Origin of the sequence: Aquibium pacificum (assembly GCF_040839445.1) — a bacterium.
In the GTDB taxonomy this organism is placed as follows: domain Bacteria; phylum Pseudomonadota; class Alphaproteobacteria; order Rhizobiales; family Rhizobiaceae; genus Aquibium; species Aquibium pacificus.
Map to the genome: position 1 here is coordinate 44,832 of NZ_JBDPGJ010000004.1, position 26,938 is coordinate 71,769.

The window sequence follows — 26,938 nt, forward strand, 5'->3', positions numbered from 1 at the left end:
ATCGCGAAGCATGCGCAATCGCCAACGAAATCGCCCCCAATTGGTGCCGCCGAAGGACATGATGCCATGAGCCGGGCCCCGCTCATCATAGACGCCGTCCGCTCGCCGATGGGGCGAGGCAAGTCCAACGGCGCACTCGCATCGATCCATCCGGTGGAGTTGCTCGCCCAGCTCCTCTCCAGCCTGACGCAGAGAACCGGCATCGATCCGGGCCTGGTCGACGATGTCATCATCGGCTGCGTGAGCCAGGTGTCCGAGCAATCCGCGACGCCCGGGCGCATGGCGCTGCTTGCGGCGGGTTTTCCCGAGCACGTTCCGGCGACGACCATCGACCGCAAATGCGGATCGAGCCAGCAGGCCATCCATTTCGCGGCGCAGGGGATCGCCGCCGGCGCCTACGATCTCGTCATCGCCGGCGGCGTCGAGTCCATGAGCCGCGTTCCAATGGGCTCGGCCCGCCAGCAGGCCGATCCGTTTGGGCCGTCGGTCCGCAAACGCTATTCGCCGGGGCTCGTCTCCCAGGGCGTGGCCGCGGAGCTCGTCGCCGGCAAGTGGCACATCAGCCGCGAGGAGATGGACGCCTATGCGATGGCCTCGCACCAAAGGGCGGCGACGGCGCGTGACAGCGGCGCTTTCGCGACGGAGATCGTTCCCATCGTGGCCGATCATGGACCTGTCGAACGCGACGAAACCATCCGCGGCGCGACCACCATGGATGGGCTGGGGGTGCTGGAGCCCGCCTTTCGAACAGACGACAATGCCGCCCGGTTTCCCGAGATCAACTGGGGTGTTACCCCCGGGAATTCCTCGCAGATCACCGACGGAGCGGCGGTTGTTCTCCTGGCAAGCGAGGCCTACGCCGCGAAGGCTGGATTGACGCCGCGAGCCCGCTTCGTTTCGTTCGACGTGCGCGGCGACGATCCGCTGCTCATGCTCACGGCGCCGATCGAGGCCACGCGGCGGGTGCTCGCAAAGGGCGGGCTTTCGCTGTCCGATATCGATCATTTCGAGATCAACGAGGCCTTCGCCTCGGTCCCGCTCGCCTGGTGCATGAGCCTCGGCGCCGATCCGTCGAAGCTCAATCCCCGCGGAGGAGCGATCGCGCTTGGCCATCCGCTTGGCGCGTCCGGCGCGCGGCTGATGACGACCATGGTCAACGCGCTGGAGCAAGGCGGCGGGCGTTACGGGCTGCAGAGCATGTGCGAGGCCGGAGGCATGGCCAACGCAACAATTATCGAGCTGATCTGAACAGACTGGGCTGGAACATGGATGTAAGAGACAAGACGGTTGTGGTGACCGGAGGCGCATCCGGGCTCGGCCGTGCCACGGCGGAACTGCTGGGCGGACAAGGCGCGAGAATCGTCATCACCGACCTGCCGGCCTCGCGCGGCAGGGAGGTGGCAGCCGAGATGGGCAAGGGTACGCTGTTCGTACCCGGCGACGTCACGTCCGAGGCCGACATGCGCGCCGTGTTCGAGCAGGCTGTCCGGCTCGGGCCGCTGGCCGCGACGGTCCACTGCGCGGGTCGCGGCGGCGCGCTGCGTATCCTGGACAAAGATTCCAATCCGGGCTCGCTCGCGCACTACGAGAACATCGTCCGCATCAATCTGGTCGGGTCGTTCAACGTCCTCCGCTTTGCGGCCGCTTCGCTGGCGCGCAACGAACCGGTCGACGACGAACGCGGCGTCGTCGTGCTGACAGCCTCGATTGCGGGATACGAGGGTCAGATAGGACAGGTACCCTACGCATCGTCCAAGGGCGGCGTGATCGGCCTCACGGTTGTCGCCGCGCGCGATCTGGCAAGCAAGCGCATCCGCGTGTGCACGATCGCGCCGGGCGTGATGGATACACCCATCCTCTCGGGACTTTCCGACAAGGTGCGCGCCTCGCTCGCGGCAGCCGTGCCCAATCCACCGCGGCTGGGGCGCGCCGATGAATATGCGGCGCTGGCCGCGCACATCATCGGCAACAAGTATATCAACGGCGAGACGATCCGCATCGACGGCGCGCTACGCATGGGACCGAAGTAGACGACATGGCGGAAGTCGAGATCGAAATCGCCGGGCGGGTGATGGTTGTCGCCATCAATCGGACCGAAGCACGCAATGCAGCCAATCGTGCCGTCGCGGTGGCGATCGCAGAGGCGGTTGATGCGCTTGACGAGCGGGACGACCTGTCGGCCGGCGTCATCACGGGTCGCGGCGGCACGTTTTGCGCCGGCATGGATCTCAAGGCATTCCTGCGCGGTGAACTTGCCCGCGTCGAAGGCCGCGGCTTCGCCGGGCTGACTGAGCGGCTGCCCAGCAAGCCGCTGATCGCGGCGGTTGAAGGCCATGCGCTGGCGGGAGGATTCGAACTCGCGCTGGCCTGCGACCTGATCGTCGCCGCCGAGGACGCCCGGTTCGGACTCCCCGAGGTCAAGCGCGGGCTGGTGGCGAACGCGGGCGGACTGATGCGGCTCCCTCGCCAGCTGCCGTTCCGGATGGCTATGGAACTGGTGCTGACCGGGGAACAGGTCAAGGCGGGCGATCTCCACCGCCTGGGGCTGATCAACAGGCTCGTTCCCAACGGCGGAGCGCTCGCCGCGGCGCTCGCATTGGCGGAGACGATCGCGCAGAACGGGCCGATGGCGCTCGCCGTCAGCAAGCGGGTCATGCTCGAATCGCAGGACTGGCCGTCGACCGAGATGTTCCAGCGCCAGAGGCAGATCACCGCGCCCGTCTTCGCGTCGGCCGACGCGCGCGAAGGCGCGCTCGCCTTCGCCGAGAAGCGCAAGCCGAACTGGCAGGGCAGATGAGCGCGCCCGGCCCATGAGCGGAACGGTCAGCCAGGTATCGGAGGCCGGACGCATGGCGGTCGACATGGCGGAGCGCCTGTTCGCCGGCCTGTTCTGGCCCGACGGTGTCCGGGCGGCTGATGCGGACTGGCGCACGCAGGCGTGGGACGCGATCGAAGAGACCGGGCTGACGCTGGCGCTCGTTCCGGAAGACGCCGGCGGGTTCGGCCTAGACCTGCGCGAGGCGCTCGATCTCGTGCGTGTGGCGGGCGGCGCGGCGGTGCCGCTTCCGTTCGCCGAGACCCTGGTCGCGAACTGGTTGCTTGCGAAATCGGGCCTGTTTCTCCCAGGCGGGGCTCTGGCGCTGGCGATTTCCGCGACCCCGCCGCGCCTGGCCGCCGAAGGCGGCGGATTGCGCTTGTCGGGTCGCGTGCCGCGCGTGCCCTGGGGGCGGAGCGCGAGACATGCGGTTGTGCCAGCGGAACTCGACGGCGAACTGAGGCTAGTGCTCGTGCCGAAAGACGCTTTCGAGATCGCCGGCGAATTGACAAACTTGGCCGGGGAGCCGCGGGACACCCTGGCGTTCGATCTTATTGTTCCGTCCGCTAACCTTGCGCGGCTCCCGGCCGATCTCGAGTTGCAGGATCTGCTTGGCTGCGCGGCCGCTATCAGGGCCATCGCCATTGCCGGTGCACTGGAGACGGTGCTTCAGCGCAGTGTCACCTACGCAATGGAACGGGTGCAGTTCGGACGGCCTATAGGCAAGTTTCAGGCGATACAGCATCAACTCGCCGTCATGGCGGGACACGGGGCGATGGCCTCTGCCGCGGCGCAATTGGCGGCCGATGCCTTCGGCGATCTGCGGCAGCGGAACAGGATTGCGTCGGCGAAGGTGGTCGCGGACGAAGCGGCAGGTACGAGCGCCGCCATAGCGCATCAGGTGCACGGGGCGATCGGCTTTGCGCGCGAGCATCCGTTGCATGCGCTCACATTGAGGCTGTGGTCGTGGCGCGACGAATACGGCGGCGCGTCCGTCTGGGGTCTCGATCTCGGCCGTTCCGCGATTAAGGCCGGGCGCGAGGGGCTCTGGCCTTTGGTGGTCGGGTAAGGAGGCGAATATGGCGCTGCTGAGTTTCCCCCGCCCGCCGGAAGACGCGTTCGGTGACCTGCGAGCCGACGTTCGTGCCTTCCTCGCGCGAGAGCTGGAGGGGCGGTCCTGCGCAAAACGGGCCAAATCCTGGAAGGCGTTCGATCCGGACTTTTCCCGCAAGCTCGGGGCGCGGGGATGGATCGGAATGACCTGGCCCAAAGCATATGGCGGCAGGGAACGCAGTTCGCTGGAGCGCTATGTCGTGCAGGAGGAACTGCTCGCTGCCGGAGCGCCGGTTGCCGCCCACTGGATCGCCGACCGGCAGAGCGGCCCGCTGCTGATCAAGTATGGTACCGAGGAACAGCGCCTCAAATATCTGCCGCGGATCGCCGCCGGCGAACATTATTTCTGCATCGGCATGAGCGAGCCTGACTCGGGCTCAGATCTCGCAGCGACGCGGACCAAGGCCGAACGCATCGACGGCGGCTATCGCGTGAACGGCACCAAGGTCTGGACCAGCCATGCCCACGAGGTCCATTCGATGATCCTGTTCTGTCGCACGGGTGACGCCGAACTGCGCCACGGCGGTGTCTCGCAATTCGTTGTCGATCTGGACACGCCCGGCATCACCGTCCGTCCCATCAGGGACTTGTCGGGAGACGTCCACTTCAACGAGGTTCTGTTTCGTGACGTGTTTCTTCCCGCCTCATGCATTGTCGGCACGGAGGGCGAGGGATGGAAGCAGGTGACGAGCGAACTCGCGTTCGAACGAAGCGGACCCGAACGCTTCCTGTCGTCGTTCCCGCTGTTCGCAACCTTGACCGACCAGCTCGATGCTGCCGACGACCGGGCAGCGATCGAGGTCGGCAAGATTGTTTCCCGGCTCACGGTCCTGCGCCAACTTTCGCGATCGATCGCCGGAGTTCTCGACGCTGGCGGCGAGCCGGCGGTCGAAGCGAGCATCGTGAAAGATGTCGGCACGACGCTTGATCAGCAGATTCCCGAGATCGCGCGGTCCCTGCTGCCCATGGACGAGCTTTCCGGCACCGATTTCAACGAGGCTTTCGCTCTCACGCTGACACTTGCTCCGTGCTTCTCGATCCAGGGTGGCACGCGCGAGATTTTGCGCGGAATCATAGCACGAGGACTCGGCCTGAGATGACGATCTGGCACGAGCATTCAAGGCAGGAGAAAAGCGAGGTGCGCAGAGCATGACTACGGGGACCTATGTTGTCGGGCTTGGCAACACGCGAATGGGCTTCCGGCTCGGCGTGCCAACGGAAATGCTTTTCCTGGAGGCAATCAAGGCGGCGCTTGACGACGCGGGGCTCAAGAAGACCGACATAGACGGATTCAGCGGGCGGTGGACGGCGCCGGGCGGCACGTCGCTCCATCCCGGTTCCGCGGATTGGAGCACGCTGCTCGGCCAGCCGCTGAGCTGGATCGGCGACACCTATCCGCAGGGTCCGCAAGGACTCATGGATGCGGCAGCGGCCGTGGCCGCGGGATCCTGCAACGTCGCGGTCGTGGTCAGCGGGCAGGGGCAGCTCGCAGGCGGCCTCGCCGAATATACGAGACCCGGAAACGAGTTCGTGGCGCCCTACGGCGCGTTCACCGCGGCCAATTTCGCACTGGTGGCGCAGCGATACCTCCACGAGTTGGGACTGGCCGAGGCCCGCCGGGTACGCGAGGACGTCGCACGCATCGCCGCGACGATCCGCACCTGCGGCAGCGTCAATCCCGAGGCGGTGCTGACCGGCAAGGGCGAAATCACGCCCGAGGCGGTGCTGGCGTCGCGCCCGATTGCCTCGCCGCTGCGCCTGTTCGACGTGTGCCTGGCGAACGAGGGCGCCACCGCCATCATCGTTGCCGGTAAGGCGGTCGCGAAGGGCTGTCCGTCGCCGGTCGAAATTCTTGGTGTGGGATGCGAGTGGCAGCGCCAGCAATATGTCATGGCTCCGCGGCTGGAGGACAACTGGCAGGTGGGGGCGGCCGGTGCGCGGAAGGCGTTCGGCATGGCCGGATTGAGGCCGGAGGATGCGGACGTGCGCTCCTTCTACGATGCCAACGCGTTCGAGATCGCGCGGCAGTTCGAGGTCCTCGGCTATTGCAGCTTCGGCGAAGGGGCAGCCTTCGCCGTCGAGAACGGCATCGGCCCCGGCGACAGGATGCCGACGAACACGGACGGCGGTCTGCTGTCCTACAGCCATACCGGTTTCGGTGGTCCGCACACGCGCGCATCGTATGCAATACGCCAGGTCCGCGGAACCGCGGGGACCGGGCAGGTCGCCGGCGTCGAAACGGCAGTGTCCTGCGGCGCAGGCTCGGGCGCCCAGTATCACGGTACCATCATCTTCGGGAGGCCATCATGAACGGGAGCAGCGCAGGAACTTTCGTGCCGGAACCGTCATGGCTGACGCTTCCCTTCTGGGAACACGCCAATCGCGGCGTGCTTTGCAGACAGAAATGCGCAAGTTGCGGCTATGACATGTTTCCCCCGCAATTCGCATGTCGCAGGTGCCTAGGAACAGATCTACCATGGGTTTCCTCGAGCGGCCGCGGACGAATTTACAGCTTCACGATCCTCGACATGGGAACCGATGGCCGCCCCCTGCCCCAGCAGAAGGTACTCGCGGACGTCGATCTGGAAGAAGGTTGGCACATGATGACGAATGTCGTCGGCTGCCCGCCGGACCGCGTCTCGTTCGGGATGGAGGTGCGAGTTGTCTGGCAGAGACTTTCGGACAGGATAAACCTGCCCGTGTTCGTGCCAGAATAGGCAACCGTCACAAGGATCCCGCCATTTCCTGAGTTTACCCGTCTCCTCGTTGGCCGCGGGCACTCCGCCGTACGCCGGAAAACGCCGCATATCGACGGTTTCAGGTTGATGTCGTTGTCAATACGATAACCGGTGTCACCTGCCGATCAATCCTGTATCGAGATGCTTCGCAGGGTCGGGCGCCTTGTGCGGCCGGCGTCCGCAGCCTGCCCTTCGATGGTTTTCCACTTAGACGGGAGCGCAGCAGAGCGCTGCGCCTCTTCGGCGTGTCAGGAGCGAGAGGCTGGGCCATGTCCAATGCGCTTCGGTTCTCGGCAATCAGCGCTATTCAACTGCAATGATGCATACCCGTTGGGTAAGGCTGGAGGGTGCCGAACGTGTTGTGCAAACCTCGGCAACAAAGTCTCACGGCAAAGTTTTGTACACGGTATTCAAGCTCGTACCAGAGCCTATTGCGAGAATATTCCTGTAATCTACATAGACATATATTGCGCCTCTGTGCAGGTAGCGTCCGAACACGTGGTGTAATTTCGAGGAACGATGCGGGTGGAATTTACGGTGGAGATTTCGCTACCGTACATGCCCCGCGTCGGGTGGTCACCGGGCCTGTCGGATAAGGTGGAGTTTGAGGACTTCAACCTGACCGAAAGAGAAATCCCGATGACCGATGACAGACTACCGCTGGCCGAGCTTGCCGCGAAGAGTGGCGACAGCGATTTTCTACGAGCTATTGCGGAGAACGTGCTGCAACTGATCATGGAGGCCGATGTCGACGGCCTGATCGGCGCTGGCCGCTACGAGCGCGGCGAGTCCCGTCAGACATGGCGCAACGGCTACCGCGAGCGCTCGCTCGACACGCGGCTTGGCACGCTGAACCTGAAGATCCCGAAGATGCGCAGCGGAGCCTACTTTCCCGGCTTTCTGGAGCCGAGAAAGACGGTGGAGAAGGCGCTGGTCGCCGTCATCCAGGAGGCATGGATCAACGGCGTCTCGACGCGCAAGGTCGATGAACTGGTGCACGCGATGGGCATGACCGGCATCTCGAAGTCCTCAGTGTCGAAGCTGTGCAAGGATATCGACGAGCGGGTGAACGCCTTCCTCAAGCGCCCCCTTTCCGGTGACTGGCCCTATCTGTGGCTCGACGCCACCTACCTGAAGATGCGCGAGGGCGGGCGCATCGTCTCGGTGGCGGCGATAATCGCAGTAGCCGTCAACACGGACGGAAAGCGCGAGATCGTCGGGCTGCATATCGGCCCGTCCGAAGCCGAGCCGTTCTGGACGAGCTTCCTGCGCGATCTGGTGCGTCGTGGGCTGACTGGCGTGAAGCTGGTCATCTCCGATGCGCACGAAGGGCTGAAGGCCGCTATCACCCGCGTGTTCGGCGCGACATGGCAACGGTGCCGGGTTCACGCCATGCGCAACGCGCTCGCCTATGTTCCCAAGGGCCAGCACACAATGGTCGCCGCCGCGATCCGGCAGGCCTTCATCCAGCCGGACCATGACAATGCCGTGCAGACATGGCGGCACGTGGCCGACCAGCTCCGCGCCAAATGGCCGAAGCTGGGAACCTTCATGGATGATGCCGAGGCCGACGTGCTCGCCTACATGGCCTTCCCGTCCCAGCACCGTACGAAGTTGCATAGCACCAACCCCCTGGAGCGGCTGAACAAGGAGGTGAAGCGCCGTGCCGATGTCGTCGGCATCTTCCCGAACGAGGACAGTATCGTCCGCCTGATCGGCGCGGTCCTGCTCGAAGCAAATGACGAGTGGCAGCTTCAGCATCGATACATGCAGGTCGAAGCCATGGCCGACCTGATCCCACCAGCAATCGAGGAGGAAAAGACGCTTCAGATTACACCGAGAGCCGCCTGATCATGACGGCCCGGAACCACACCCGAAATTACACCACATTGACGGACGCTACCCTCTGTGCAGGTAGGCACTAGGCCGTGTGGACGGATTTGATCAAGATGAAGCCGGCGGAGAGGGCGACGAAGGATGCGAAATTTCGCCTCGTCTTCTCGCAGCTTAGGGCGACGCGCTTGAAGCGCTTGATCTTGCCGACGGCGTGCTCGATGCGGGCGCCGCCTTTGTAGAGCGTCCTGGCGAAGAAGGCCGGCTTGTCCTTCTCGTTGGCCTTGTGTGGAATGACGGGAATGATGCCGCGATCCCGCGCCGCCCGGCGGTTGGCCTTGCTGGCGTAGCCCTTGTCGCCGATCGCCGCGCGCGGCTCGACCTCGGGACCGAGCCCGAGCAGGATCGGGAAGTGCGGCGCGTCGCCCTTCTCGCCGCAGGTCAGGTCGAATGCGATGGGATGGCCGTCGAAGTCTGTCTTCAGGTGGATTTTGGTGGAGAAGCCACCGCGCGAGCGGCCGAGCGCCTGACCGTGCTGCCCCCTTTATGGATGGCCCGCCCCTCCCGCCGAAACCTGTGTGTAGGATGTCGGTGTTCAAGAGAGGAAGGAGCGGACCATGAGCATTGTGATCCTTGGCATCGACCTGGGCAAGAACAGCTGCAGCGTCGTCGGACTGGACGAAAGCGGAAAGGTCGGCATTCGACGGCGTATGCGACGCGAGGGGGTGATCGCGTTCGCTACAAAGCTGTCGCCCTGCATCATGGCGATGGGAGCCTGCTGCGGTGCACATCACATGGGGCGATCGCTGGCGGCACTGGGCCATCAGGTCCGTTTGATTTCTCCGGAATATGTGAGCCCTTATGTGAAGGCTCAAAAGAACGATGACCGCGATGCTGAGGCGATCGCCGAAGCGGCGACGCGACCCACCATGCGCTTCGTCGAACTCAAGAGCGAAGAGCAGCTCGACGTTCAAACCCTGCATCGAGGGCGTGACCGCCTGGTCAGTGAACGCACCTCGTTGACCAATCAGATCAGGAGCCTGCTTTTGGAGCGCGGGCCCGTCGTGGCCCAGGGTCACGCCCGGCTGCGTCTTTCGCTGAGTGAACTGCTTGACAACGGCGGCGACGCGCAGAGCCGACGGATGGCGTTCCTACTCGAGGACATGCGTTCGCGCTGGGAAGAGCTGGACCGCCGCATCGCGGCCTTTGACGCCGAGTTCGCAACCATGGCGCGGACCGACGACCGCGCCCGGCGACTGACAGGCATTCCCGGCATCGGAGCGCTAATGCCACCGCACTGGTAGCCGCAGTTGGCAGCGCGGCAACATTCGACAAGGGACGCGACCTCGCCGCGTGGGTAGGCCTTGTGCCTCGGCAAGCCACAACTGGAAGAAGGCCGAAGCTCCTGGGTATCACGAAGCGCGGAAGCAGGTATCTGCGCAAGATGCTGATCCAGGGCGCACGGTCGGCTATGCCCTCGTTGACCAAGAGCAACACGGCGGTCGGATCGTGGCTGCGCGCACTCCTCGCTCGCACCCACCTCAATGTCGCCGTCGTCGCGCTGGCTGCGAAGATGGCCCGCACCGTCTGGGCGCTGCTCCACCACGGAAGGACTTATCAGGTCGCATCGAAGTAGGGATGAGGAACAAACGTCCGGATAACCGCCGGACGTCACGAGCTGCGAGTGGTGAAAGGAAGATGGCCTGACAGTCGATCGGAGTTCCGAAAACCTCCGGCGTAAAATGGCCCAACGAGGCCGGCCCCTTTATGAGGATCGGAACGCGCGGATCTCCATCTTGGCGGCGGCCGTCAGGCCGACATGCCGGATACGTTTATGCAGACTGTTCACACCATCCTCCAATCGTCGCTTGCAACCGGGCCGGGCCATACGTTTGCGCCCGCCGCCGACACATGGGCGCGGACCACCGTCGAATCGAACATCTGCACCAGGTGCGCCGCGGACGAGAGCGACGCGAGGTGGTCGAAGAAGGTCTCGAACACGCCGGCCTTGCTCAGCCGGTCGAAGCGCTTCCACACGCTGTTCCATTTGCCGAAATGCTCCGGCAGCGCCCGCCAGGTGATGTTGTGGACCGAGAAATAGTGCAGAGCCTCCAGGAAAAGCCGGTCGTCCCGGCCTTTGGCCCCGCGCCGTGGCAACGAGGCCCGGAAGACCTCCACCGCGTTCACCCAATCCGCTTCCGTCATCCTCGTGGACATCGCCGACCTCCAGAATCAGTCGGCTATCCATGAATCAGACCGAATTCATCGGCGGAACCTCAAACCCATACCTGAGTCAATTCGTCCACACGGCCTAGTCGAGTATTAACAAACACTAATTTCTGATTTGCAGCCAGGTAGAACGAGAGCGTTTACATATCTGCAACCTGTGCGATGTATAGTGCAACAAGGTGGCCAGCGTCCTCGATTCTCCTTCGTGTTGACACCCGCCGCGTCGCAGCTGCCTCGGCGGTGACGCTGGCCGCCCGCGATTTCCGGTATCGTATGCAATTTCGTGAAGATGATTGTGTCCTTTAGCTTCCTCGCCGAATGCTAGGAGGCGCTGGTTGGGCGCGAAGCCAGGTCTTTGCAGGAAAAAACGGAGAAGAGGCTCGGCGCGCGGCGCCTGGCAAATGGTGGTACATATTCTTCTTGCAGTTGCGCAGCTTGTTTGGGCCGGCCGATTGGCAGCAATCTGGCAGTCTGGCCGGCCCTGCTTGTCACCATTTCCGTCCTTCCTGGACGGCGTTGAGGAGCCGCAGAGCAGTACGGGTTTGGGGCGACGGCTCGAAGGTATCGGGATCGCGTCCGAACCGCTCGCTGATCGATGCCGTGAGTTGCGCCACGAATAGCTCTCTTTTAGCTGTATCCTCCACCAGGCCAGCAGCCAGGTGGACGAGGCTGGTGCGGCGGCTGACCCCGATGAAGGAATCAGCCGCGAGCAGGCAGCGCAGTTCGATGATTGCGATCCGCGCTGCCATTTGATCCTCGATCGGGAGGGGCCTTCTCACGGGCTCCTCCTCCCGGGTCGGCGAACCGGCCGAGGCGTCTGGGTCATGGGGGCCTGCCTTGCGCGCCGGCAGCAGCCGGAGATGAAGCAGTCCACGCAGACGGCCGTCGAACAGCATCCCTCATGCGGTCGCATCGTCGCCCCCCGTTCCAGCCTGAAGCAGCCGTGCAAGCTCGCGACCGGCGGTGCGGCTTTGAGCAGCGTTGATGTAGTGCTTCTCGGTCATCGCGAAGGACTTGTGACCGAGAAGGTCCTTCGCCATCCGGATGTTTTGTGGGTCGGCGACGGAGACGAAGCTCGCCGCGGCGTTGCGGAAGCGGTGGGGCGGAACCGGAAACCCCAGCCCCTCTGTCGTGCGCTTGATGATCCGCCGCCTGATCATCTTGTCGCCCATTGGACGGCCCTCGTACGGCCACAGAAAATCGTGCGTTTCTACGCCCGGGAACGCGGGTCGTATGCGTTCCAGGAAATCGTCCATATAGACACCGAGACGCTCCGACAGGCCGTAGTCCTGCGCCTCTTTCGTCTTCGACAGGTTTGCCGGCACACGCAAGATCCACCGACCGTTTCGCTTGACGACGGTTTCCCGCAGCCGAAGCTGCGAGAAGGGACGACGCCGCATGGGAGCTTCAACCAGGGCGGCGATAAGCAACCCATCCCGGAAACGAATGGCGCTGCTTTTTGCCATACGACCTTGCGCAGCCGCAGTAGTCTGCGCTCGATCCATGAGCCTCAAACCGACACGATAGAGGTCTGAGCTCAGCACCTGAGGGTGCTGCATCGGCTCCGCCCCGGCGGCAATCCGCCGGGACAAACGATAGATCCAATCCCCGTCGTACTCCGGACAAATAGCCCGGAGTACGTAGTGCAGGCGTGCGATGCAGTGGAAGATGGTCGTGTCGCGGCAGTTGATCCGCAGGGACTCGACATACTCCTTCACTGCCTCTTGAGTGACCCGCTCCGCGGGTTCGAGATCGAGGACTTGAGGGTTCAGAACGCTCAGCATCCCCAGCCACAGGCTGTAGGCATAGCGCAGCGACTGCCTGGTCGTTTCCGACCAGTCTGCGGCAGGTCCCTCATCGAAGAGACCTCTGCCACGGACCACTCGATCCCAAAGTTCCCGATCCTTCGAGGGCCATTCTGCTAGGGGGAGGCCGTGGTTGAGATGAGACGTCATTTTGCCCTCCCCTCTCAACCGCGCCGACCGGACGAGCGATGATCCCGTCCCGTCTGCGCCTGGTTCACTTCCCGGGCAAGCAGCGCCTGGTGATGACGCCCTGCCCGCCGCGTATTGAGGCCGGCATAATAGTTCGCCGCCGTGTTCACCGACTTGTGGCCGAGCAGGTGCTGGACCAGCACATGCGCGCCAGGATTGTCGTCGAGCACCAACTTGGCCGCGATATGCCGATAGGCATGCGGATTGACGTGGATCCCCGCATACGCCTTAACATAGCGCTGCACGAGGTAGCGGACCGCTGCAAAGCCCTTCACGCTTCCGTCGGTATTCGTGAAGAGGTATTTTGGGCGCTGCCCGATTTCGGCCGGGGCGATCACGTCATGATACTCGATCAACCGTTCCGCAAGGGTTGCCGGAAGATCGAAGTCCACGGGATGACCGGTCTTCGTCTCAGCAGCCAGGGTACGAAGGGTCGACGTCCCTCCAGGACGCAAAGTGACATGCTTGCCGAACTGCAACGCCGTCAGGTCCCCAAGACGGATTGCGGTGTTCTGCAGGATGCTGATGCCGAGCGAGGCTTGAGCTTCCGCCAGCCGCCATTGTCTGCGCCGACTGTTGCACATCATGTCGTTCCAGATCCGATCCGGCGTGGACACAAAGCGCTGAAGGAGCTTCGGGTCATCAAATTCGTCGACCAGCAGCTGGTTCTTCGCCGTCATCATGAATGTCGGCCGAGGAAGCTTTTTCGTCAGCCGTTTGAGTTCGGCGACCTCGTCGGGCGGCGCTTTCACCCAATCGCGGGCGAGCCGAACCAGGAGTTGGCCAAGGAAGAAGGTCTCATAGGATGCTTCGCCGTTGGAACTCTCGTGACGACGCCCGAGTATGCGTTTCATCGCATCTGGTGTGGTCACGTCGGCCACCTTGCGTATGGCTGAAGGATCGATCCCCGTCTCCACCAGCAGGCTGATCGCGTTATGGAAGCGGCGCTGATAGTTATCGAGCGTCGACTGCTTTACGCGCGGGCTGTCATCATCGGCAAAGATATCGTCGCCGTGAGCCCAAGCCGCAAAGTCCGCCCAGTCCTGGTGAAGGCTCCGCGGAAATTTCTCTATCGGAGTACGACTGCGACGAAGACGCGATACCGGCACCTCCACCTTTGTCAGGTCCCTTTGCGGAAACCGATCGACGATCTCGTTCCACATCCGGGCGGTGGTGCGATGGACCTGGTATTGATTTTGACGGAAGGATGTCGCCTTCATGTGGGCCATCATCCGCTCGATAATGTCGGTGTTGACCTCCTTTGGTGTGATCGACTGCGCGTTGCACCAGTTGACGAGGCGCGAGAGGCTGTTGCGCTCGACGACCTTGCTGAGCCCCGACCAGTACTCTCGCCATTCCGGTGAACGGGGCCGACCTCTGATCTTCCAATTGACCACGCCCGGCACCACCTCGCTCAGCGCCACCGCGTCAAAGCAGCTAGCCTTCACGTTCGATCTCGTCTTCGGCGAAATACCAACCGCGTGTGGCTGCACGCGATCGAACCGCCTTGCCAATTCCGGTATGGAGGCCGGAATGTCGGAGAGGTTTTCTCCTGTCCATTTTGCCAGGCTGTGCAGCGCCGAGACCACGGCGCGGCGCTTTTCCTCCGAGATCTTGTCGGAGTTTTCGATCACCGTCTCCACATCGGAGAGAGTGGGGTTGTTGGTGTAGGTAAAGTTCATTTTCGTCTCCATTTACTCGATACAAAAGGATGACGATCGGTTCCCGAACGTCGGTTACAGGAGCACGGTTTCGGGAAGACCTCGTTCTACGAACCAATCTAAGCCGTACAAGAAATTCAAGAACGCTTAGAGTGACCAGATCTTCGTTGTTGAACGCCACACTGCCTGACATTCATCTGAATGGTTCCAGCCGGTTCCTTTGTTGCGGCGGGGCCAATCAGAAGAATGCGAGACCTATGTATGAGTAAGAATATCGTCTGTAAATGCGACTAGTTGCCAAGTGTACGGAGACATGTTATGAGAGACGTCATAGTAGTACGAGGGGTAGGGTTAATCTTAATGTAGTTAGTTAACAAAACGACCTTCTTGCGGGCCCGCAAAAAGCGAGAGGAGGACCGGCGAGCGACGCTCTGGCGACCCCCAAAGTCGCGCCAACGAAGGATTCGCAGGGTCCCCCTCCACCCGCGTCTGAATTTCAGCCCGAGCGGTGTCAGGAGAAAACTCCCACGGGGAGTTGAAGCCGGCCTGGTTCGGCGGGTTGGGAGTTACAAAGAGACTCCGAAAGGTCCCCAGCGACCGTTCCAGAGTTGTGTAGATGTGCTGCGGGGATTGTCGAACTAGCGTCTCGCGGGTACACAAGAGCCGGATTCGTGCGCTGATCGAGGCTTGCGCGTCTTCATCGCCGACCCCTTTCGACTCGGTTCATTGCACTGCATATACCCACCACATCCGGAAACATGAACCCAGGATTGCAATCCCAGCCGAGTACAATAGACTCCATTCGGAAGGATCGAAGGTGAATTGGGATTCGTCTACCTTGAGTGATGAGAGTTTCGAGGTCGGAATCGATCGATTGTTCGAACGGTATATGGCCGATGTTGCGCTTCGGCTGGGTTATGTTGAGCAGACCTTCTCGCTTGATGTGGTCGGATCATCGTTCCTGGTGACGGCCAAGCGCCCTGCCGACCAGCCTGCGATCATGCGAAAAATTAATCACGCTCTCTATCGGGAGAAGGTTCGCGCGGATTCCGAACCATTGCGCGCCCGGTTCCTTGAACTCCTGTCGCAAAAATGAAGGTGTGGCCGCTCCGGTTCACCGAGGTCGGGCAAGAGGCCCTTCTCTTCTGTGACGAAGCGGGAGTTTTTTTTCGGTCGGACGAAAGCTTTCTTACCCGCTACGCAAGAGCCGAGCTGAGCGAACAGGATCGGCAGTTTCTCCTCGAGGGAGGCCATGCCTTCATGGAAGAAGGCGATCGGCACTATCTCGGGTTTGCGGCCCGGTGGGCAAAGCGCCAGTTCATGCCGGGCTCAATGGACTACGTCATCCTCGTGCCGACGTTGCGCTGCGATCTGGCCTGCAGCTACTGCCAGGTATCGCGGGTGAACGCCAACGCCCGCGGGTTCGACTGGAGCGAAGAGACCCTTGGCGCGACCCTCGCATTCCTCGATCGACTGTCGACAAAACGCATCAAGATCGAGTTCCAGGGCGGCGAACCGCTGCTCAGACTCGATCTCCTAGAGCACGCGCGAGCATTCTGCCGCAAGCGGTTCGTTTCCGCCGAGTTCGTGGTCTGCACGAATTTGCAGAATGTTTCAGACGAAGCCTGGGCTTTCCTCGATGCGCCCGACACGTATCTCAGCACGTCGTTCGACGGCGATGTCGTCACCCATACCAGGCAGCGAACGTATGATCCGGCGCGCACCGCGACGTTTATAGGCAATCTTGAGCGGGCGATATCGGTTGTAGGGCCGGAGAAGGTGTCAGCCTTGCCCACCATCGATCCCACCAATGGGCCAGCGCCCGAAACGATAATCGCCAGCTATGCGCGCCTCGGGATTCGCTCCATTTACCTGCGGGCCGTCAACTATCAGGGGTTCGCCCGCAAGCGCTTCGGGCGAGGCGACGACGGTTGCTGGAACCAATATTACGATCGGTTCATCGAGGCCCTGCTCGTTCATAACGCTTCTTCTGACACGATGATGGAGGAGTACTACTTCACCCATTGCCTGAGGCGGATCTTTCGCGGCGGTCATCATGGCCATGTCGACCTGCGCAATCCCAATCTCCTCGGCGTGGACTATTTGGTCGTCGATTTTGATGGGACGCTGTATCCCACAGACGAGGCCCGCATGATGACACGTGTGGGTCAGATCGATCTGTCCATCGGATCCGTTTCCGGCGGGATCGATGGTGAAGAGCTGGCGACGCTGAACGCCGCCGCGGACAACAACTTTCACGAAGACTGCTCACACTGTGCCTATCAGCCGTTCTGCGGCGTCGATCTGATCGACGATCTGTCCCGCTACGATCGCATCGATCTGCCGAAACACGAGACAGCCTTTTGTCGCCGCCATACCGCAATCTTTCGAAAGGCATTCGAGCTCATCTACCGCAACGATGAGGCCGCACGGTCCTCGCTTGCTGCGTGGCTGGATGTGCCAGCCTTCGATCCGGCGCTGGCGCCGGTCCATGCATGATACCGCTTCGGCTCAAGGCGGAATTGCCGCCGCTCATCGAGCCGCTGGTGGTCAGACTGCGCGACAGGCGAACGGAGGATTTTCAGCCCGACTGCGAGGCGGTGTTGCTGGACGTCTCGGGTGGATGGCGCGAGTACGACTATGGCGGCTTCTCACTACGCATCCATGCCGCACCGCATGAGGCGCTTGACGGCGATGTTCTCCTCGCGCAGCCCGGCCGATCGTCGGTCAACCGTATCATCCGAGCAAATTCGGTGCACAACACGCTCGTTATTACAGAAAGGTGCGACCAGCTATGCGTGATGTGTTCGCAGCCACCGAAGACAGGGCACGCTGACCTCTTCGCTCAGTTCGGTCAGGCGGCAATGCTGGCGCCGCCCGGTGCAACCATCGGCATCTCCGGCGGCGAACCGCTGCTCTACAAGGATCAGGTGTTCGATCTGATCGATGTCTCTCTCGCGCGGCGGCCGGATCTGCGGTTTCACGTCCTGACAAACGCGCAGCATTTTGGCAGGGACGATGAGAACTGGTTGCGCGAGGTGGCGAAAGACAAAGTCCTTTGGGGGATACCGCTCTATTCACCGACAGCCGCCGATCATGATGCGATTGTTGCGAAGGCCGGCGCCTTCGACAATCTCATGCAATCGATGGATACCTTGGCCCGGGCCGGAGCGCTAATCGAACTACGCACGGTGGTGACGGCGCGCAATGTCGAAGACCTCCCGCGGCTTGCCAACCTGATTACGACGGATCTGCCGTTCTGTTCGAGTTGGGCACTAATGCAACTCGAACCGATCGGTTTCGGGCGGATGAACTGGGACGAGATATTCCATGACAGCAGTATCGACTTCGAACCAATCGCCCGCGCGATGAATATCGCACTCACGCGAGGTCTAGACGTCGCACTGTTCAACTTTCCCTTATGCACCGTTCCTGAGACACATCGCAAATATGCCATGGCGACGATCTCGGATTGGAAGCAGAAGTTCATCGAGAGTTGTGGAGAGTGTTCGGTTCGCGCGCGTTGCGGGGGGTTCTTTGAATGGTATGATCAGCGACGCGGATTTGCGCAGGTGGGACCGGTATGAAGAGGACGCATTTCCTCATCTCGTCTCTCGTGGCCGCCGGTTTCCTGACGCCGCGCGCGGAAGCCGTGCCAGGCGCCGGCGTGGAACCGCATCGCGACAAGAAGCCGTCCCTGTTCGAGCGGTTCCGGCTCCATCATCTCTACTCGCTCGCGGGTCACCGCTCGCACTCAAGCCATCGATCTCACGGCAGCCATCGGTCCTCGTCGGGCGGCGGCTATTCAACGCCGCGTGCCAACCCGCCCGTCCGCACGGCACCACCCGTCCCGTTGTATAAGGCGCCTTCAATCGTGGCGCCCGACGTGCCTGACACCTCACGCAACCGAAACAGCACGCCACCATCCTCGGTGCTGCCAAGCCCGCCCGCCGCTGCGACCAAGACGCTTCCCGGGAACTCCGAGAAGTTCCGCAAGATCGTTGAGGAAGTGCAGTTCGCGCTGTTTGCCTTTGGCTACTACACCGGGGCCATCGACGGGATCCTCGGCCCGGAATCGAAGGCGGCGCTCTCAAAGATGCAGGCCGACTACGGATTGAAGGTGACCGGAACCATCACGCCGGAGGTGCTGGATGCGCTCAAGATCGTGGCTCAGTAGGACCGGCTATCTGATCGCTTTCCTTGCAGGGATCACGACCGCGATCGTGGCGCTCCCGCTTTGGAAGCTGGCTTTGATCCGCACATCGCAGTCATCCTACGGCGAACTGACTTTTGCATGCGACCATGCGATGCGGGGGCATCTCATCGCCAAGATGTCCGTGGCGAAAACACCATCCGAGGACACCGTGCGCGAACTTAAGGCAGCGGAGATTCAGCTGATTGCCTGTCAGGACTACGACTTGATGCGCAAGCGCCTGATACGATGGGGCCTCACCGACAACGAGTTGAGTGAAATGGCGCTTCTCGCTATCGAAGAGCGCGCCACGAACCTCCAGGAAGTCGTACGGGTCCATGAGATACGCTACTAAATTTAGGCTCGTCGTTGCCTCGGTTGCCGTGCTGGCCGCTGTCTCAGCGAGGGCCGACACGTTGCGCGAAACCGTCCTGCGGCAAGCGGCGCTCGATGCCGGCCTCATACTGGCAGAGGACACGCATGTAGATGTGCCGCCCGCCCTGGTCGCGGTCGGCAAGCTCCTCTTTGAAACGAAGAAGCTCTCCCTCGAACGGGATATTGCGTGTGCCTCTTGCCATCTTGATCGCTTTGGCTCGACGGACGGGCTGCCCAACGCAATCGGAACCGAAGGACGCGGCGAAGGCGTTAACCGCCTGATGGGCGGCGGAGACATCATCCCGCGCAATGCCCTGCCGTTCTGGGGGCGCGGCAGCAAAGGGTTCGACGTGTTCTTCTGGGACGGCAGGGTCGATGGCCGTGCCGAGCGAATGATCAGCCAGTTCGCTGGAGAAGAGCCATCCACCGATCCATTGGTTGTGGCGGTCCATCTGCCACCCGTCGAATTGGGTGAGATGTTGCTCAACAGCGCCGGGAACGAAACGCTTCAAAGAGAGACTGTCGAGTCTGCCAACCAGGTCTATTCGCAACTCGAACAGCGCCTACGTGAGGATCCCATCATCGGGCCCGCCCTTGCAAGAGCTCACGGCGTTGCGCGAAGCGAACTCCGATTTGTCGATATGGCGGAAGCACTCGCCGGGTTCATTCGTCACAATTTCCGCCTGAAGCCGACGCGCTTGCATGAGTTCGTATTCGGAAGCGGCGGTCTTACAAACGATGAGGTCGAGGGCGGGCTCATCTTCTACGGCAAAGGCCGGTGCGCCATGTGCCACAACGGCGCGTATTTTACCGACTTTCTGTTCCATGCCATTCCCTTTCCCCAGGCCGGATTTGGCAAGAACGGCTTCGGCGTCGACTACGGCCGCTACAATGTCACTCTCGACGTCGCAGACCTCTATGCCTTCCGGACGCCCCCGCTATACAACGTGACCAAGACCGCGCCCTACTCCCATTCGGGCGCCCTCTATGACCTCTCTGATATAATCAGAGCACATATCGATCCCCTCGCTGATGCCAAAAGTATTCCATCGGATAAACGACAGCGTGCGGAATTCTACAAAGTCCTGAAGCGATGGAGCGCATCGCCTGTTGCTGGTGTTGTGCTGAGTGAGACGGATATTGACCGCACAGTGGCGTTCTTGAACACCCTGGAGTACAAAAGCGACGAACCGGTTGCGGCGGAGGAGTAAATGCATCTACGCTGGACGTTCGGGTGATAAGCAGCTGGACGGTTCTAAGAACCTCGCCGAATCGGGCGCCTTCTGATTCAATGCGTGTGGTTGAGGGGGAGGATCGGACGAGATGCGCGGCCAGCCTGGTTTCTTCGACATCGATGAGCGCCTGAAGCGTCTGAGCGATCTCGGCGACCAACTCGAAGCCTTCGGCCGGGCCGTCGATTTCGAGATCTTCCGGGTCGATCTGGTCAAGGCGCTGGCCTACTCGGTCGGTTCGCAGGGCGGGCGGCCGCCCTTTGATCCGGTGATGATGTTCAAGGTGCTCGTGATCCAGGCAGCCAACAGCCTGTCGGACGAGCGGGCCGAGTTCCTGATCAGCGACCGGCTCTCCTTCATGCGCTTTTTGGGTCTGGGCTTGTCCGACCGGGTCCCCGACGCACGCACGATCTGGCTGTTTCGGGAGAAGCTCACGAAGGCCGGCGCCATCCAGCCCCTGTTCGACCGCTTCGATGCGGCGCTTCGCGCCTCGGGCTATATCGCCATGCGCGGCCAGATCATCGATGCCAGCCTCGTGGCGGCGCCGAAGCAACGCAACACGGAGGACGAGAAGAAGGCTCTGAAGGAGGGGCGCATTCCCGAGAATTGGAAGGCCCGTCCGGCCAAGCTCCGGCAGAAGGACCGGGACGCGCGCTGGACCGTCAAGTTCTCGAAGGCGAAGGAGCGGCCGGACGGAACGAAGCCGCCGGTCGACATCGCCATTCCCGCCTTCGGCTACCAGAACCACGTCTCGATCGACCGGCGGTTCGGCCTGATCCGCAAGTGGCAGGCGACGGACGCGGCCGCCTACGAGGGCGCGCGACTGCGCGAGGGTCTGCTCGACAGGACCAACACCGCAAGCCAGGTCTGGGCGGATACGGCTTATCGCTCGAAGGCCAACGAGGCTTTCATGGAGCAGAACGGCTTCGTCTCCCGCGTCCACCGCAAGAAGCCGAAGGGTCGGCCGATGGATCGCCGCACCGCGATCGCCAACGGCGCCAAATCGAAGGTCCGCGCCTTCGTCGAGCATGTCTTCGCCGAGCAGAAATCGCGGATGGGCCTCGTCGTTCGCACGATCGGCATCGCGCGCGCCACTACGAAGATCGGCATGGCAAACATCGCCTACAACATCAAACGCCTGATCTTCCTGCAGAAGCCCGCCGCGGCATAGCGGACGAGATCAAACCCGATCGCAAACACCTGCTCTCCGTCGGCAATCACCGGGCGCGAAGAGCTCGACCATCGCTCGAACCTGCCAAGCTCACGATCAGACCGCGTTGATAGAACCGTCCAGCTTCGATATTGTCTCGGCGGCTTGGGAACCGCTTGCGGAGTGTCCGGTGCTGGGGATCACAAGGGGGAACCTGTCTGCGCTGGACATTGCCGGCAGGGAAGGTTGCGATTCCAAGTGAGTCTTTGAGGTGTGCCCGAGGTGACGTACCGGGACGTCACCATTTTTCACGCCAGCGTTTCACTTCAATCTGGCAAAACCTCGATTCCATGTCAGAGCGTTTTGCGCTAAGAGGACATCGCGTCTGCACGATGCGATGTCCATTGGGGAATGATGATCTACAGCGCAGCGCAACTCTCTGCTTTGACTCGGCTGTTCTCCGCCACCGTTTTCCGTGAAATGGCGAAGAGGGGTCAATCCGGCTTGTTCCGTCGGCTGATCGAGCAGACCAATCTGCTCGAGCACGCCGACCCGCGCACGACTGTCGGCGATACCTTCAACTCGGCGTTCAAGATTCTGAAGGTCGCAGGACATCGCGACGAATACATCTATCGCGCGGCGATCAGCCACAAAGTGCTAATGGGTACGCACTCGCTCCGCACGGCCTCGATGATCAATGAGTTTCGTGCCGGCAACTGCAAGGCGGATCTCGTCATCCTGAACGGGACCTCAACCGCCTATGAAATCAAGTCAGAGCGGGATTCGCTCGCGCGACTCACCAACCAGGTAGAGAACTACAAGCGCGTCTTTGCCAAAGTGAACGTGATCGCGAGCGAAGGCCATATCGAGGGCGTACTGGCAGCGGTCCCGGACGATGTCGGGGTAATGTGTCTTTCAAAGCGATACCGGATCACGACAATGCGAGAAGCGATCGACTGCCCGGCACGCATCTGCCCGGTCACCGTTTTTGAATCATTGCGCATGGTCGAAGCCGCGGCGATCCTGAGGGCGATGGGAGTGGCGGTACCGAAGGTGCCTAATACGCAGCGACATGCTGCGATGCGCGACCTTTTCGCCGCGCTCGACCCCGTTGCTGTCCATGTCGAGATGGTGCAGACGCTCAAGCGGACACGCGATCTCGCACCGCTTGGCGACCTCGTCGAACGTCTGCCGGAGTCCCTTCAAGCTGCGGCGCTGTCAGTGTCGGTGCGCCGTGCTGATCATCCGCGGCTCATCGACGCCATCGCAACCTCGGTGCGCGCTGCCATGGCCTGGAGCTAACCGGCGCATGTATCATCCCTATTTCCGTGGAAAGCAGTACGAGCTTATCACAATCCGCGAGATGGCGGCGCTTTTCGCCGAGAAGAACTTCGTGCCCTTGATCGAGCCGGTGCGCGAATCGCTCGGTGGCCTCAAAAAGACTTTGAGCTCGGTTTGCGATGCCGGAGGGCGCGCGATCGTGATCGTGAACCCGAACTACGGCGACCATCAGCAAGACGGGGGAAGCATCACTGACCTCCTCAAAGAAGGCTTTATCGGCACCGACAACGTCGCCGCGGGCATACTTCTGCGTAGCGACATGACCGTCGAGGAAGTCATGGCGTGCTATGACCATCATGCCGATCACCATCCGGTGCTAGTGCATGCCGGCTTCACCACCCCAAGGGGGCTGGCGACCGAGCTTCAGGACGGCATGGCTGGCCTCACCAACGTCTTCGTCGAAGATTATGCGAAGCTGCTCTACCGGAAGCACTTCGACCAGAGCACGCGCATTCTCGTGCGCGACGGCTTCAAGCGGCAGCGCAATGCCGATTATCCGCCGATGGAGGAGTTTTCCGATCTTCATGTCACCTATGGCGAACTCGGCATGGCGGGTTTTGGTGATTTTCTAATCGTTGGGGACGTCTACAGCGAGGGTGGAGGCCCAGCTTACGCAGTCGCGATCCACTTAACTTTCATTGATCCCGACAAGGACGATGTCATGTACGTCTACCACTTCGTCTCGACGACGAAAGATACCCCGACCGATCCCGCCGGCAAGTTTGCCCAGGCGCTGGCAAAGCTGATCGCGAAACTGGACAGCGGCACTTCCCACCTTCTTGAGACCGAAGCAATCAAGGAGTTTCGCGACCTACATGCTAAGGGCCACTTCCCGGGCCTCGGCTACGTCAAAAAGCTCTCGATGAAGCATCACATCGAGACCCTCGCCGATTATCTCGGCTGAACTCTATGGCACAGCGTTTCTGCTGCCCTGAGTGCTTCGACGATCGCGCCCTGCGCGATGAGCTCTTCCCGTCGCTCGATCCCAGCCATGGGACGTGCGACTTCTGCGGGACCGCTGACACCCAGCTTGTCGAGCCGGGCAAGCTCGCTAACTATTTCGAGCTGCTGGTCAATGTCTATGAACCGAGTGAGGACGGCAAGTCGCTGGTCGAATGGATGAAGGAGGACTGGCAACTCTTCACCCACGAGCGCATGGACGTTGCCCACGCAAAGGAACTGCTCGGCGAAATTCTCGATGACGGCGAGATCGTCCGTAGCAATTTCGTCCCGTCGGCAAGCTATATCAGCGAAGGTCTCGCTCAGTGGGACAAGCTGCGCGACGAGATGATGTATGCCAATCGCTGGTTTCTGAACGTCGACATTGACCTGGACCGTCTCTACCAGCTGCTTGGCATGCTTTTGGCACCGCAATTGCCCCGGCAATGGTACCGAGCGCGAATTCGAACCGAGGATGAGGTCTTCCCGATTGATAAAATGGGTGCACCGCCGAAAAGACGCTCGTCCCATGGTCGGGCCAATCCGGCGGGTATTCCCTATCTCTATCTGGGGTCGCTTCCCGAAACGGCTGCGGCCGAGATCAGGCCCCATACCGGCGAGGTTGCTTGCGTCGCTGATTACACCATTCCTGAGATCAAGGCTGTAGACTTGCGCAACCCGCGTAAGCTCGTCTCCCCCTTCATCTTGTCCGAATCTAGCGCGATTGGCCAACTGCGGGCCGACTTGCCGTTCCTCGAACGCCTGGGCGAGGAATTGACCCGACCTGTTCAGCCGGCGGGAGCGGCAATTGACTACATTCCGAGCCAATACCTGTGTGAATTCATCAAGAAGAGCGGCTTTGATGGCGTAGTCTATCGTAGCTCAGTGAGCGATGGCATCAATCTGGCGCTCTTTGATCCCGCTCAGGCGGTGGGGGGGACGGTGGAGCTTTACACTGTTTCGAAGGTGTCAGTCGAAGTAGCCGCCGCCTAAGAAGGCACTTCCATGCTGGCAATCCGCGCGAACGGCAGCTTCCAGAACCTGCAGGCAGATTGTTGGCTGACCGAGATCGGGCGGGTTTCTGACGTAAGAATGAGACCGTCAATCTCTGCGTGAAAACCCGGCCAACAAGTAAGGAGTTGAAAGCACCTTTTCCTTCTTGCATCACCTTTTGCTATACAACGCGCTGCCTCAGTTCATGTAAAGCATTGATATCGCTGTCCTCAGTCCTGGAGATGGCGCACTCTCTCTCCGCCATAAATGAGTGATAATCGTCTGATTTAGCTCAAATTTCCTAGCCTCATTTTCTTAGACCCACCTTAGCCCCCATAAATCCATCGTTCAGATCACAATGATGCACACCAGCGGATCGCGTCGCCGCTGAAGAATATCCCCTCCGCCTCTTTGTGCCTCTTTGTGCAGGCGGATCAAATTGGTGTGTCGAGCGCAGTGCGATGGAACACGGATCGATGCAGAATTGAGTTTCTGGCGCTTGTGCGAAGTGCAATCAGGATACAGCCGTTTTAACGGGTCGCGGTATCGGGCGATCAGCGGGTCGAACACGCGGCCAGCGGATTCTATTCGGAAGCGAAAAGCCAATCGGTCCCTTGGGGATCAGCGCATGATGTGCAAACGGGGCGGCGGAAGCCGCTTGCACGTCGTCATGAATCGTAAACTATCTGCCGCACAGCCTGACTTTTTCGGTCCCGGCCTTTTCTCCGGTGGGACCCTTGGGCTCGCGCCAATTGCATCGGCCGAGAGCGCTCCGGCGGACCATCCACCTTTGATCACTTCACGCTTCTCTGCCGCTTTGGGCGGGAACGCTAATTCTCACCGCCCAGTCGAGGAACAAGGCCCCCTATCTCATGAGCCGAGTTCCGAGATTTTTCCAGGGACAGCGGGATCGGACTTGCAACCGTTCGAGAAGCGGCGGAAGGGGAAGATACCTTCAAGCACCGAGACAGCATCCATCGGATGCAGCGTCACCTGCAATCGCTCCGAGCACCGGATCTAGTCCGAGAAGCTGGGGCTGGAAAAGGTCTTCCTTGATCCCGGCCTCGTAATGTAAATTGTCCAAGATCTCTGGGCAGTTGTTGGAAGTGACGTCGCAGGCGAGTTCTAAGGATCTGGCTACTCGACCCGGTCTGCCTGGGGCCGCCGCCGGTGTCGCTTGCTGCAGAATCCAGCCTTTCGCAAATCTCTCCGAACGTGCTCGGAGACGTCAGAGGAGGTCTAAGGACAGCGGCAGTTTGGGTGGGCTCGGTCAGGTTCGTACACGCGCGGACCTTACATTCCGCACGTTTCCCAAGGGTTGCTCGTGACAGCGGGCTACTTCACCACGAACACGGCAGGCATTCCCTACGACGCCTTGGTCCGGGTCCCCACGCCGTGTCCAACTGTCTTAGATCTTGCCAACCTCGGGATGGCCGCTACGCGCTGTACGCGATGTTCGAACGTGCATCTGAAACCTATTGCAGATTTACCAAAAGATCCCGCAGTTCGGTCTTGAGCGCGTTCCCGTACGCGTATTTCGGCAGTTCGGTTGTGAAAATGGCGAGGGGTCCGAATGCCGATTGGCGCCACAAGCCACCGATTCCGCGGCAGGTGGAGGAGTCATATCGCGCTGCCGCTTCACAGAAGCTCCTCGAGGGCGCTTCATCCCACGTGGTCTCTTGCCAAAATCCATTTCGTACTGCTGCTCGTGTCCTGTACGCATGGGGATGTTCACTCCAAACCACAGGAACCCGGAAGGCGATGCCTATGATGAAATTTGACGTGCTGCTTGAATCGGAGGGTACGAACAATGCGAAGTTCCGCAACGATTGCACGGTGCATCTGCGTGGCGCGGCCCCGCACACCGCATTCCTGCCATCGGACGAGGGAGCCTACCATGGTGGTGACGGAACCGCGCCGTACCCGCTTTCGTACTTCGTCAGCGGACTGACGACATGCCTGATGACGCAGATAAGGGCCTTCTCGCGCCGTCTCGGCATAGACGTGACGACATTCGACATCTTCTGTCGGGCGGAATGGCAAGCCGAGATGGAGAGCATGAAGCACCCTTACGAAAGCAGGGGCTTGGGCTTCGTTCTCGACGTGGACATCCGCGGCGGAGCCACCGTCGAGGAAAAGACGAGGCTTATCCTTGCCGCCGCGAAGGGGTGCTTCGTTGAAGTGATCCTGAAGCCCGGCCTGGTGAAACACCGCTTGAAGGTCGACGGCGAATGGGTGGAATTGGACTAGGTGCAATGCTTCTCTGCTGGCACCGACATGAACAATGACACATGGTTCATCAATGCGTCGACTGGCGCACGGTCGGGCCGGGT

The 26,938-nt window shown here is 61.3% G+C and carries 25 protein-coding genes and 1 pseudogene; 20 read left to right on the top strand and 6 right to left on the bottom strand.

Annotated features, from left to right (window positions below; translation table 11 throughout):
• Nucleotides 1-66 precede the first annotated feature (66 nt).
• The 8 genes from ABGN05_RS16745 (at nt 67) to ABGN05_RS16780 (ending at nt 8,517) form a co-directional block, all read left to right on the top strand.
• A complete protein-coding gene (locus tag ABGN05_RS16745; RefSeq protein WP_367955185.1) occupies nt 67-1,248 on the top strand; it encodes a thiolase family protein in 1,182 nt (393 codons plus the stop codon).
• A gap of 17 nt (nt 1,249-1,265) precedes the next feature.
• A complete protein-coding gene (locus tag ABGN05_RS16750; protein WP_367955186.1) occupies nt 1,266-2,030 on the top strand; it encodes an SDR family NAD(P)-dependent oxidoreductase in 765 nt (254 codons plus the stop codon).
• Between the two features lie 5 nt (nt 2,031-2,035).
• Nucleotides 2,036-2,797 (top strand): crotonase/enoyl-CoA hydratase family protein, encoded by a 762-nt coding sequence (locus ABGN05_RS16755; protein ID WP_367955187.1) that lies wholly within the window; start codon nt 2,036-2,038, stop codon nt 2,795-2,797.
• 52 nt (nt 2,798-2,849) lie between these two features.
• Nucleotides 2,850-3,884: an acyl-CoA dehydrogenase family protein gene (locus ABGN05_RS16760; RefSeq protein ID WP_367955188.1), complete on the top strand. Its 1,035-nt coding sequence runs from the start codon at nt 2,850-2,852 to the stop codon at nt 3,882-3,884.
• A gap of 10 nt (nt 3,885-3,894) precedes the next feature.
• Entirely contained in the window at nt 3,895-5,028 is a 1,134-nt protein-coding gene (locus ABGN05_RS16765; protein WP_367955189.1) for an acyl-CoA dehydrogenase family protein, read from the top strand.
• Between the two features lie 49 nt (nt 5,029-5,077).
• On the top strand, nt 5,078-6,238 hold the full coding sequence (locus tag ABGN05_RS16770) for a thiolase family protein (protein ID WP_367955190.1): 1,161 nt from the start codon (nt 5,078-5,080) through the stop codon (nt 6,236-6,238).
• On the top strand, nt 6,235-6,645 hold the full coding sequence (locus tag ABGN05_RS16775) for a Zn-ribbon domain-containing OB-fold protein (protein ID WP_367955191.1): 411 nt from the start codon (nt 6,235-6,237) through the stop codon (nt 6,643-6,645). Before ABGN05_RS16770 ends, ABGN05_RS16775 begins: the two co-directional genes overlap by 4 nt.
• A gap of 660 nt (nt 6,646-7,305) precedes the next feature.
• Nucleotides 7,306-8,517: an IS256 family transposase gene (locus tag ABGN05_RS16780; RefSeq protein ID WP_367955192.1), complete on the top strand. Its 1,212-nt coding sequence runs from the start codon at nt 7,306-7,308 to the stop codon at nt 8,515-8,517.
• 70 nt (nt 8,518-8,587) lie between these two features.
• Here the strand turns inward: ABGN05_RS16780 and ABGN05_RS16785 are convergent, their stop codons facing one another.
• Nucleotides 8,588-8,989: a transposase gene (locus ABGN05_RS16785; RefSeq protein WP_367955873.1), complete on the bottom strand. Its 402-nt coding sequence runs from the start codon at nt 8,987-8,989 to the stop codon at nt 8,588-8,590.
• A gap of 127 nt (nt 8,990-9,116) precedes the next feature.
• Between ABGN05_RS16785 and ABGN05_RS16790 the strand changes: the two are divergent.
• Nucleotides 9,117-10,135, top strand: a pseudogene (locus ABGN05_RS16790) (IS110 family RNA-guided transposase).
• A 209-nt stretch (nt 10,136-10,344) separates the two neighbouring features.
• Here the strand turns inward: ABGN05_RS16790 and ABGN05_RS16795 are convergent.
• From ABGN05_RS16795 to ABGN05_RS16810, 4 genes are all read right to left on the bottom strand, one after another.
• Nucleotides 10,345-10,716 carry a transposase gene (locus ABGN05_RS16795; RefSeq protein ID WP_367955193.1) on the bottom strand — a complete coding sequence of 124 codons (372 nt, stop codon included), beginning with the start codon at nt 10,714-10,716 and terminating at the stop codon, nt 10,345-10,347.
• A gap of 500 nt (nt 10,717-11,216) precedes the next feature.
• Nucleotides 11,217-11,624, bottom strand: a complete 408-nt coding sequence (locus ABGN05_RS16800) for a hypothetical protein (protein WP_367955194.1) — start codon at nt 11,622-11,624, stop codon at nt 11,217-11,219.
• A 3-nt stretch (nt 11,625-11,627) separates the two neighbouring features.
• A complete protein-coding gene (locus tag ABGN05_RS16805) occupies nt 11,628-12,683 on the bottom strand; it encodes a site-specific integrase (protein WP_367955195.1) in 1,056 nt (351 codons plus the stop codon).
• A gap of 14 nt (nt 12,684-12,697) precedes the next feature.
• On the bottom strand, nt 12,698-14,404 hold the full coding sequence (locus ABGN05_RS16810; RefSeq protein WP_367955196.1) for a tyrosine-type recombinase/integrase: 1,707 nt from the start codon (nt 14,402-14,404) through the stop codon (nt 12,698-12,700).
• Between the two features lie 817 nt (nt 14,405-15,221).
• Between ABGN05_RS16810 and ABGN05_RS16815 the strand changes: the two genes are divergently transcribed.
• The 10 genes from ABGN05_RS16815 to ABGN05_RS16860 all read left to right on the top strand — a co-directional run bounded on the left by ABGN05_RS16815 (nt 15,222) and on the right by ABGN05_RS16860 (nt 24,605).
• Complete coding sequence (locus ABGN05_RS16815) at nt 15,222-15,479, top strand: hypothetical protein (protein WP_367955197.1); 258 nt, start codon at nt 15,222-15,224, stop codon at nt 15,477-15,479.
• The gene (hxsB, locus tag ABGN05_RS16820) at nt 15,476-16,882 is read left to right on the top strand and encodes a His-Xaa-Ser system radical SAM maturase HxsB (RefSeq protein WP_367955198.1); all 1,407 of its coding nucleotides are present in this window, start codon (nt 15,476-15,478) and stop codon (nt 16,880-16,882) included. Before ABGN05_RS16815 ends, hxsB begins: the two co-directional genes overlap by 4 nt.
• Complete coding sequence (gene hxsC / locus ABGN05_RS16825; RefSeq protein WP_367955199.1) at nt 16,879-17,970, top strand: His-Xaa-Ser system radical SAM maturase HxsC; 1,092 nt, start codon at nt 16,879-16,881, stop codon at nt 17,968-17,970. The genes hxsB and hxsC overlap by 4 nt, the downstream gene beginning before the upstream one ends.
• Nucleotides 17,967-18,560, top strand: coding sequence for a His-Xaa-Ser repeat protein HxsA (gene hxsA, locus ABGN05_RS16830; RefSeq protein WP_367955200.1), 594 nt, complete (start codon nt 17,967-17,969; stop codon nt 18,558-18,560). The genes hxsC and hxsA overlap by 4 nt, the downstream gene beginning before the upstream one ends.
• On the top strand, nt 18,535-18,930 hold the full coding sequence (locus ABGN05_RS16835; protein WP_367955201.1) for a TIGR03982 family His-Xaa-Ser system protein: 396 nt from the start codon (nt 18,535-18,537) through the stop codon (nt 18,928-18,930). Before hxsA ends, ABGN05_RS16835 begins: the two co-directional genes overlap by 26 nt.
• Nucleotides 18,914-20,161: a His-Xaa-Ser system-associated MauG-like protein gene (locus ABGN05_RS16840; protein WP_367955202.1), complete on the top strand. Its 1,248-nt coding sequence runs from the start codon at nt 18,914-18,916 to the stop codon at nt 20,159-20,161. Before ABGN05_RS16835 ends, ABGN05_RS16840 begins: the two co-directional genes overlap by 17 nt.
• Nucleotides 20,162-20,273: 112 nt before the next feature.
• A complete protein-coding gene (locus tag ABGN05_RS16845; protein WP_367955203.1) occupies nt 20,274-21,353 on the top strand; it encodes a transposase in 1,080 nt (359 codons plus the stop codon).
• Nucleotides 21,354-21,743: 390 nt separating this feature from the next.
• Nucleotides 21,744-22,634, top strand: coding sequence for a sce7726 family protein (locus ABGN05_RS16850; RefSeq protein WP_367955204.1), 891 nt, complete (start codon nt 21,744-21,746; stop codon nt 22,632-22,634).
• A gap of 7 nt (nt 22,635-22,641) precedes the next feature.
• Nucleotides 22,642-23,577: a sce7725 family protein gene (locus ABGN05_RS16855; protein WP_367955205.1), complete on the top strand. Its 936-nt coding sequence runs from the start codon at nt 22,642-22,644 to the stop codon at nt 23,575-23,577.
• A gap of 5 nt (nt 23,578-23,582) precedes the next feature.
• Nucleotides 23,583-24,605: an RES family NAD+ phosphorylase gene (locus ABGN05_RS16860; protein ID WP_367955206.1), complete on the top strand. Its 1,023-nt coding sequence runs from the start codon at nt 23,583-23,585 to the stop codon at nt 24,603-24,605.
• An 870-nt stretch (nt 24,606-25,475) separates the two neighbouring features.
• On the opposite strand, the gene ABGN05_RS16865 is transcribed toward ABGN05_RS16860, so the two are convergent.
• Nucleotides 25,476-25,598: a hypothetical protein gene (locus ABGN05_RS16865; RefSeq protein WP_367955207.1), complete on the bottom strand. Its 123-nt coding sequence runs from the start codon at nt 25,596-25,598 to the stop codon at nt 25,476-25,478.
• 774 nt (nt 25,599-26,372) lie between these two features.
• On the opposite strand from ABGN05_RS16865, the gene ABGN05_RS16870 reads away from it, so the two are divergent.
• Nucleotides 26,373-26,855 (top strand): OsmC family protein, encoded by a 483-nt coding sequence (locus ABGN05_RS16870; RefSeq protein WP_367955208.1) that lies wholly within the window; start codon nt 26,373-26,375, stop codon nt 26,853-26,855.
• Nucleotides 26,856-26,938 lie beyond the last annotated feature (83 nt).

What these genes read in the sequence shown, in the direction of transcription:
- ABGN05_RS16745 (WP_367955185.1), top strand. Translation starts at nt 67, where the DNA reads ATGAGCCGGGCCCCGCTCATCATAGACGCCGTCCGCTCGCCGATGGGG.
- ABGN05_RS16750 (WP_367955186.1), top strand. Translation starts at nt 1,266, where the DNA reads ATGGATGTAAGAGACAAGACGGTTGTGGTGACCGGAGGCGCATCCGGG.
- ABGN05_RS16755 (WP_367955187.1), top strand. Translation starts at nt 2,036, where the DNA reads ATGGCGGAAGTCGAGATCGAAATCGCCGGGCGGGTGATGGTTGTCGCC.
- ABGN05_RS16760 (WP_367955188.1), top strand. Translation starts at nt 2,850, where the DNA reads ATGGCGGTCGACATGGCGGAGCGCCTGTTCGCCGGCCTGTTCTGGCCC.
- ABGN05_RS16765 (WP_367955189.1), top strand. Translation starts at nt 3,895, where the DNA reads ATGGCGCTGCTGAGTTTCCCCCGCCCGCCGGAAGACGCGTTCGGTGAC.
- ABGN05_RS16770 (WP_367955190.1), top strand. Translation starts at nt 5,078, where the DNA reads ATGACTACGGGGACCTATGTTGTCGGGCTTGGCAACACGCGAATGGGC.
- ABGN05_RS16775 (WP_367955191.1), top strand. Translation starts at nt 6,235, where the DNA reads ATGAACGGGAGCAGCGCAGGAACTTTCGTGCCGGAACCGTCATGGCTG.
- ABGN05_RS16780 (WP_367955192.1), top strand. Translation starts at nt 7,306, where the DNA reads ATGACCGATGACAGACTACCGCTGGCCGAGCTTGCCGCGAAGAGTGGC.
- ABGN05_RS16795 (WP_367955193.1), bottom strand. Translation starts at nt 10,716, where the DNA reads ATGTCCACGAGGATGACGGAAGCGGATTGGGTGAACGCGGTGGAGGTC.
- ABGN05_RS16800 (WP_367955194.1), bottom strand. Translation starts at nt 11,624, where the DNA reads ATGCTGTTCGACGGCCGTCTGCGTGGACTGCTTCATCTCCGGCTGCTG.
- ABGN05_RS16805 (WP_367955195.1), bottom strand. Translation starts at nt 12,683, where the DNA reads ATGACGTCTCATCTCAACCACGGCCTCCCCCTAGCAGAATGGCCCTCG.
- ABGN05_RS16810 (WP_367955196.1), bottom strand. Translation starts at nt 14,404, where the DNA reads ATGAACTTTACCTACACCAACAACCCCACTCTCTCCGATGTGGAGACG.
- hxsB (WP_367955198.1), top strand. Translation starts at nt 15,476, where the DNA reads ATGAAGGTGTGGCCGCTCCGGTTCACCGAGGTCGGGCAAGAGGCCCTT.
- hxsC (WP_367955199.1), top strand. Translation starts at nt 16,879, where the DNA reads ATGATACCGCTTCGGCTCAAGGCGGAATTGCCGCCGCTCATCGAGCCG.
- hxsA (WP_367955200.1), top strand. Translation starts at nt 17,967, where the DNA reads ATGAAGAGGACGCATTTCCTCATCTCGTCTCTCGTGGCCGCCGGTTTC.
- ABGN05_RS16835 (WP_367955201.1), top strand. Translation starts at nt 18,535, where the DNA reads ATGCGCTCAAGATCGTGGCTCAGTAGGACCGGCTATCTGATCGCTTTC.
- ABGN05_RS16840 (WP_367955202.1), top strand. Translation starts at nt 18,914, where the DNA reads ATGAGATACGCTACTAAATTTAGGCTCGTCGTTGCCTCGGTTGCCGTG.
- ABGN05_RS16845 (WP_367955203.1), top strand. Translation starts at nt 20,274, where the DNA reads ATGCGCGGCCAGCCTGGTTTCTTCGACATCGATGAGCGCCTGAAGCGT.
- ABGN05_RS16850 (WP_367955204.1), top strand. Translation starts at nt 21,744, where the DNA reads ATGATGATCTACAGCGCAGCGCAACTCTCTGCTTTGACTCGGCTGTTC.
- ABGN05_RS16855 (WP_367955205.1), top strand. Translation starts at nt 22,642, where the DNA reads ATGTATCATCCCTATTTCCGTGGAAAGCAGTACGAGCTTATCACAATC.
- ABGN05_RS16860 (WP_367955206.1), top strand. Translation starts at nt 23,583, where the DNA reads ATGGCACAGCGTTTCTGCTGCCCTGAGTGCTTCGACGATCGCGCCCTG.
- ABGN05_RS16870 (WP_367955208.1), top strand. Translation starts at nt 26,373, where the DNA reads ATGATGAAATTTGACGTGCTGCTTGAATCGGAGGGTACGAACAATGCG.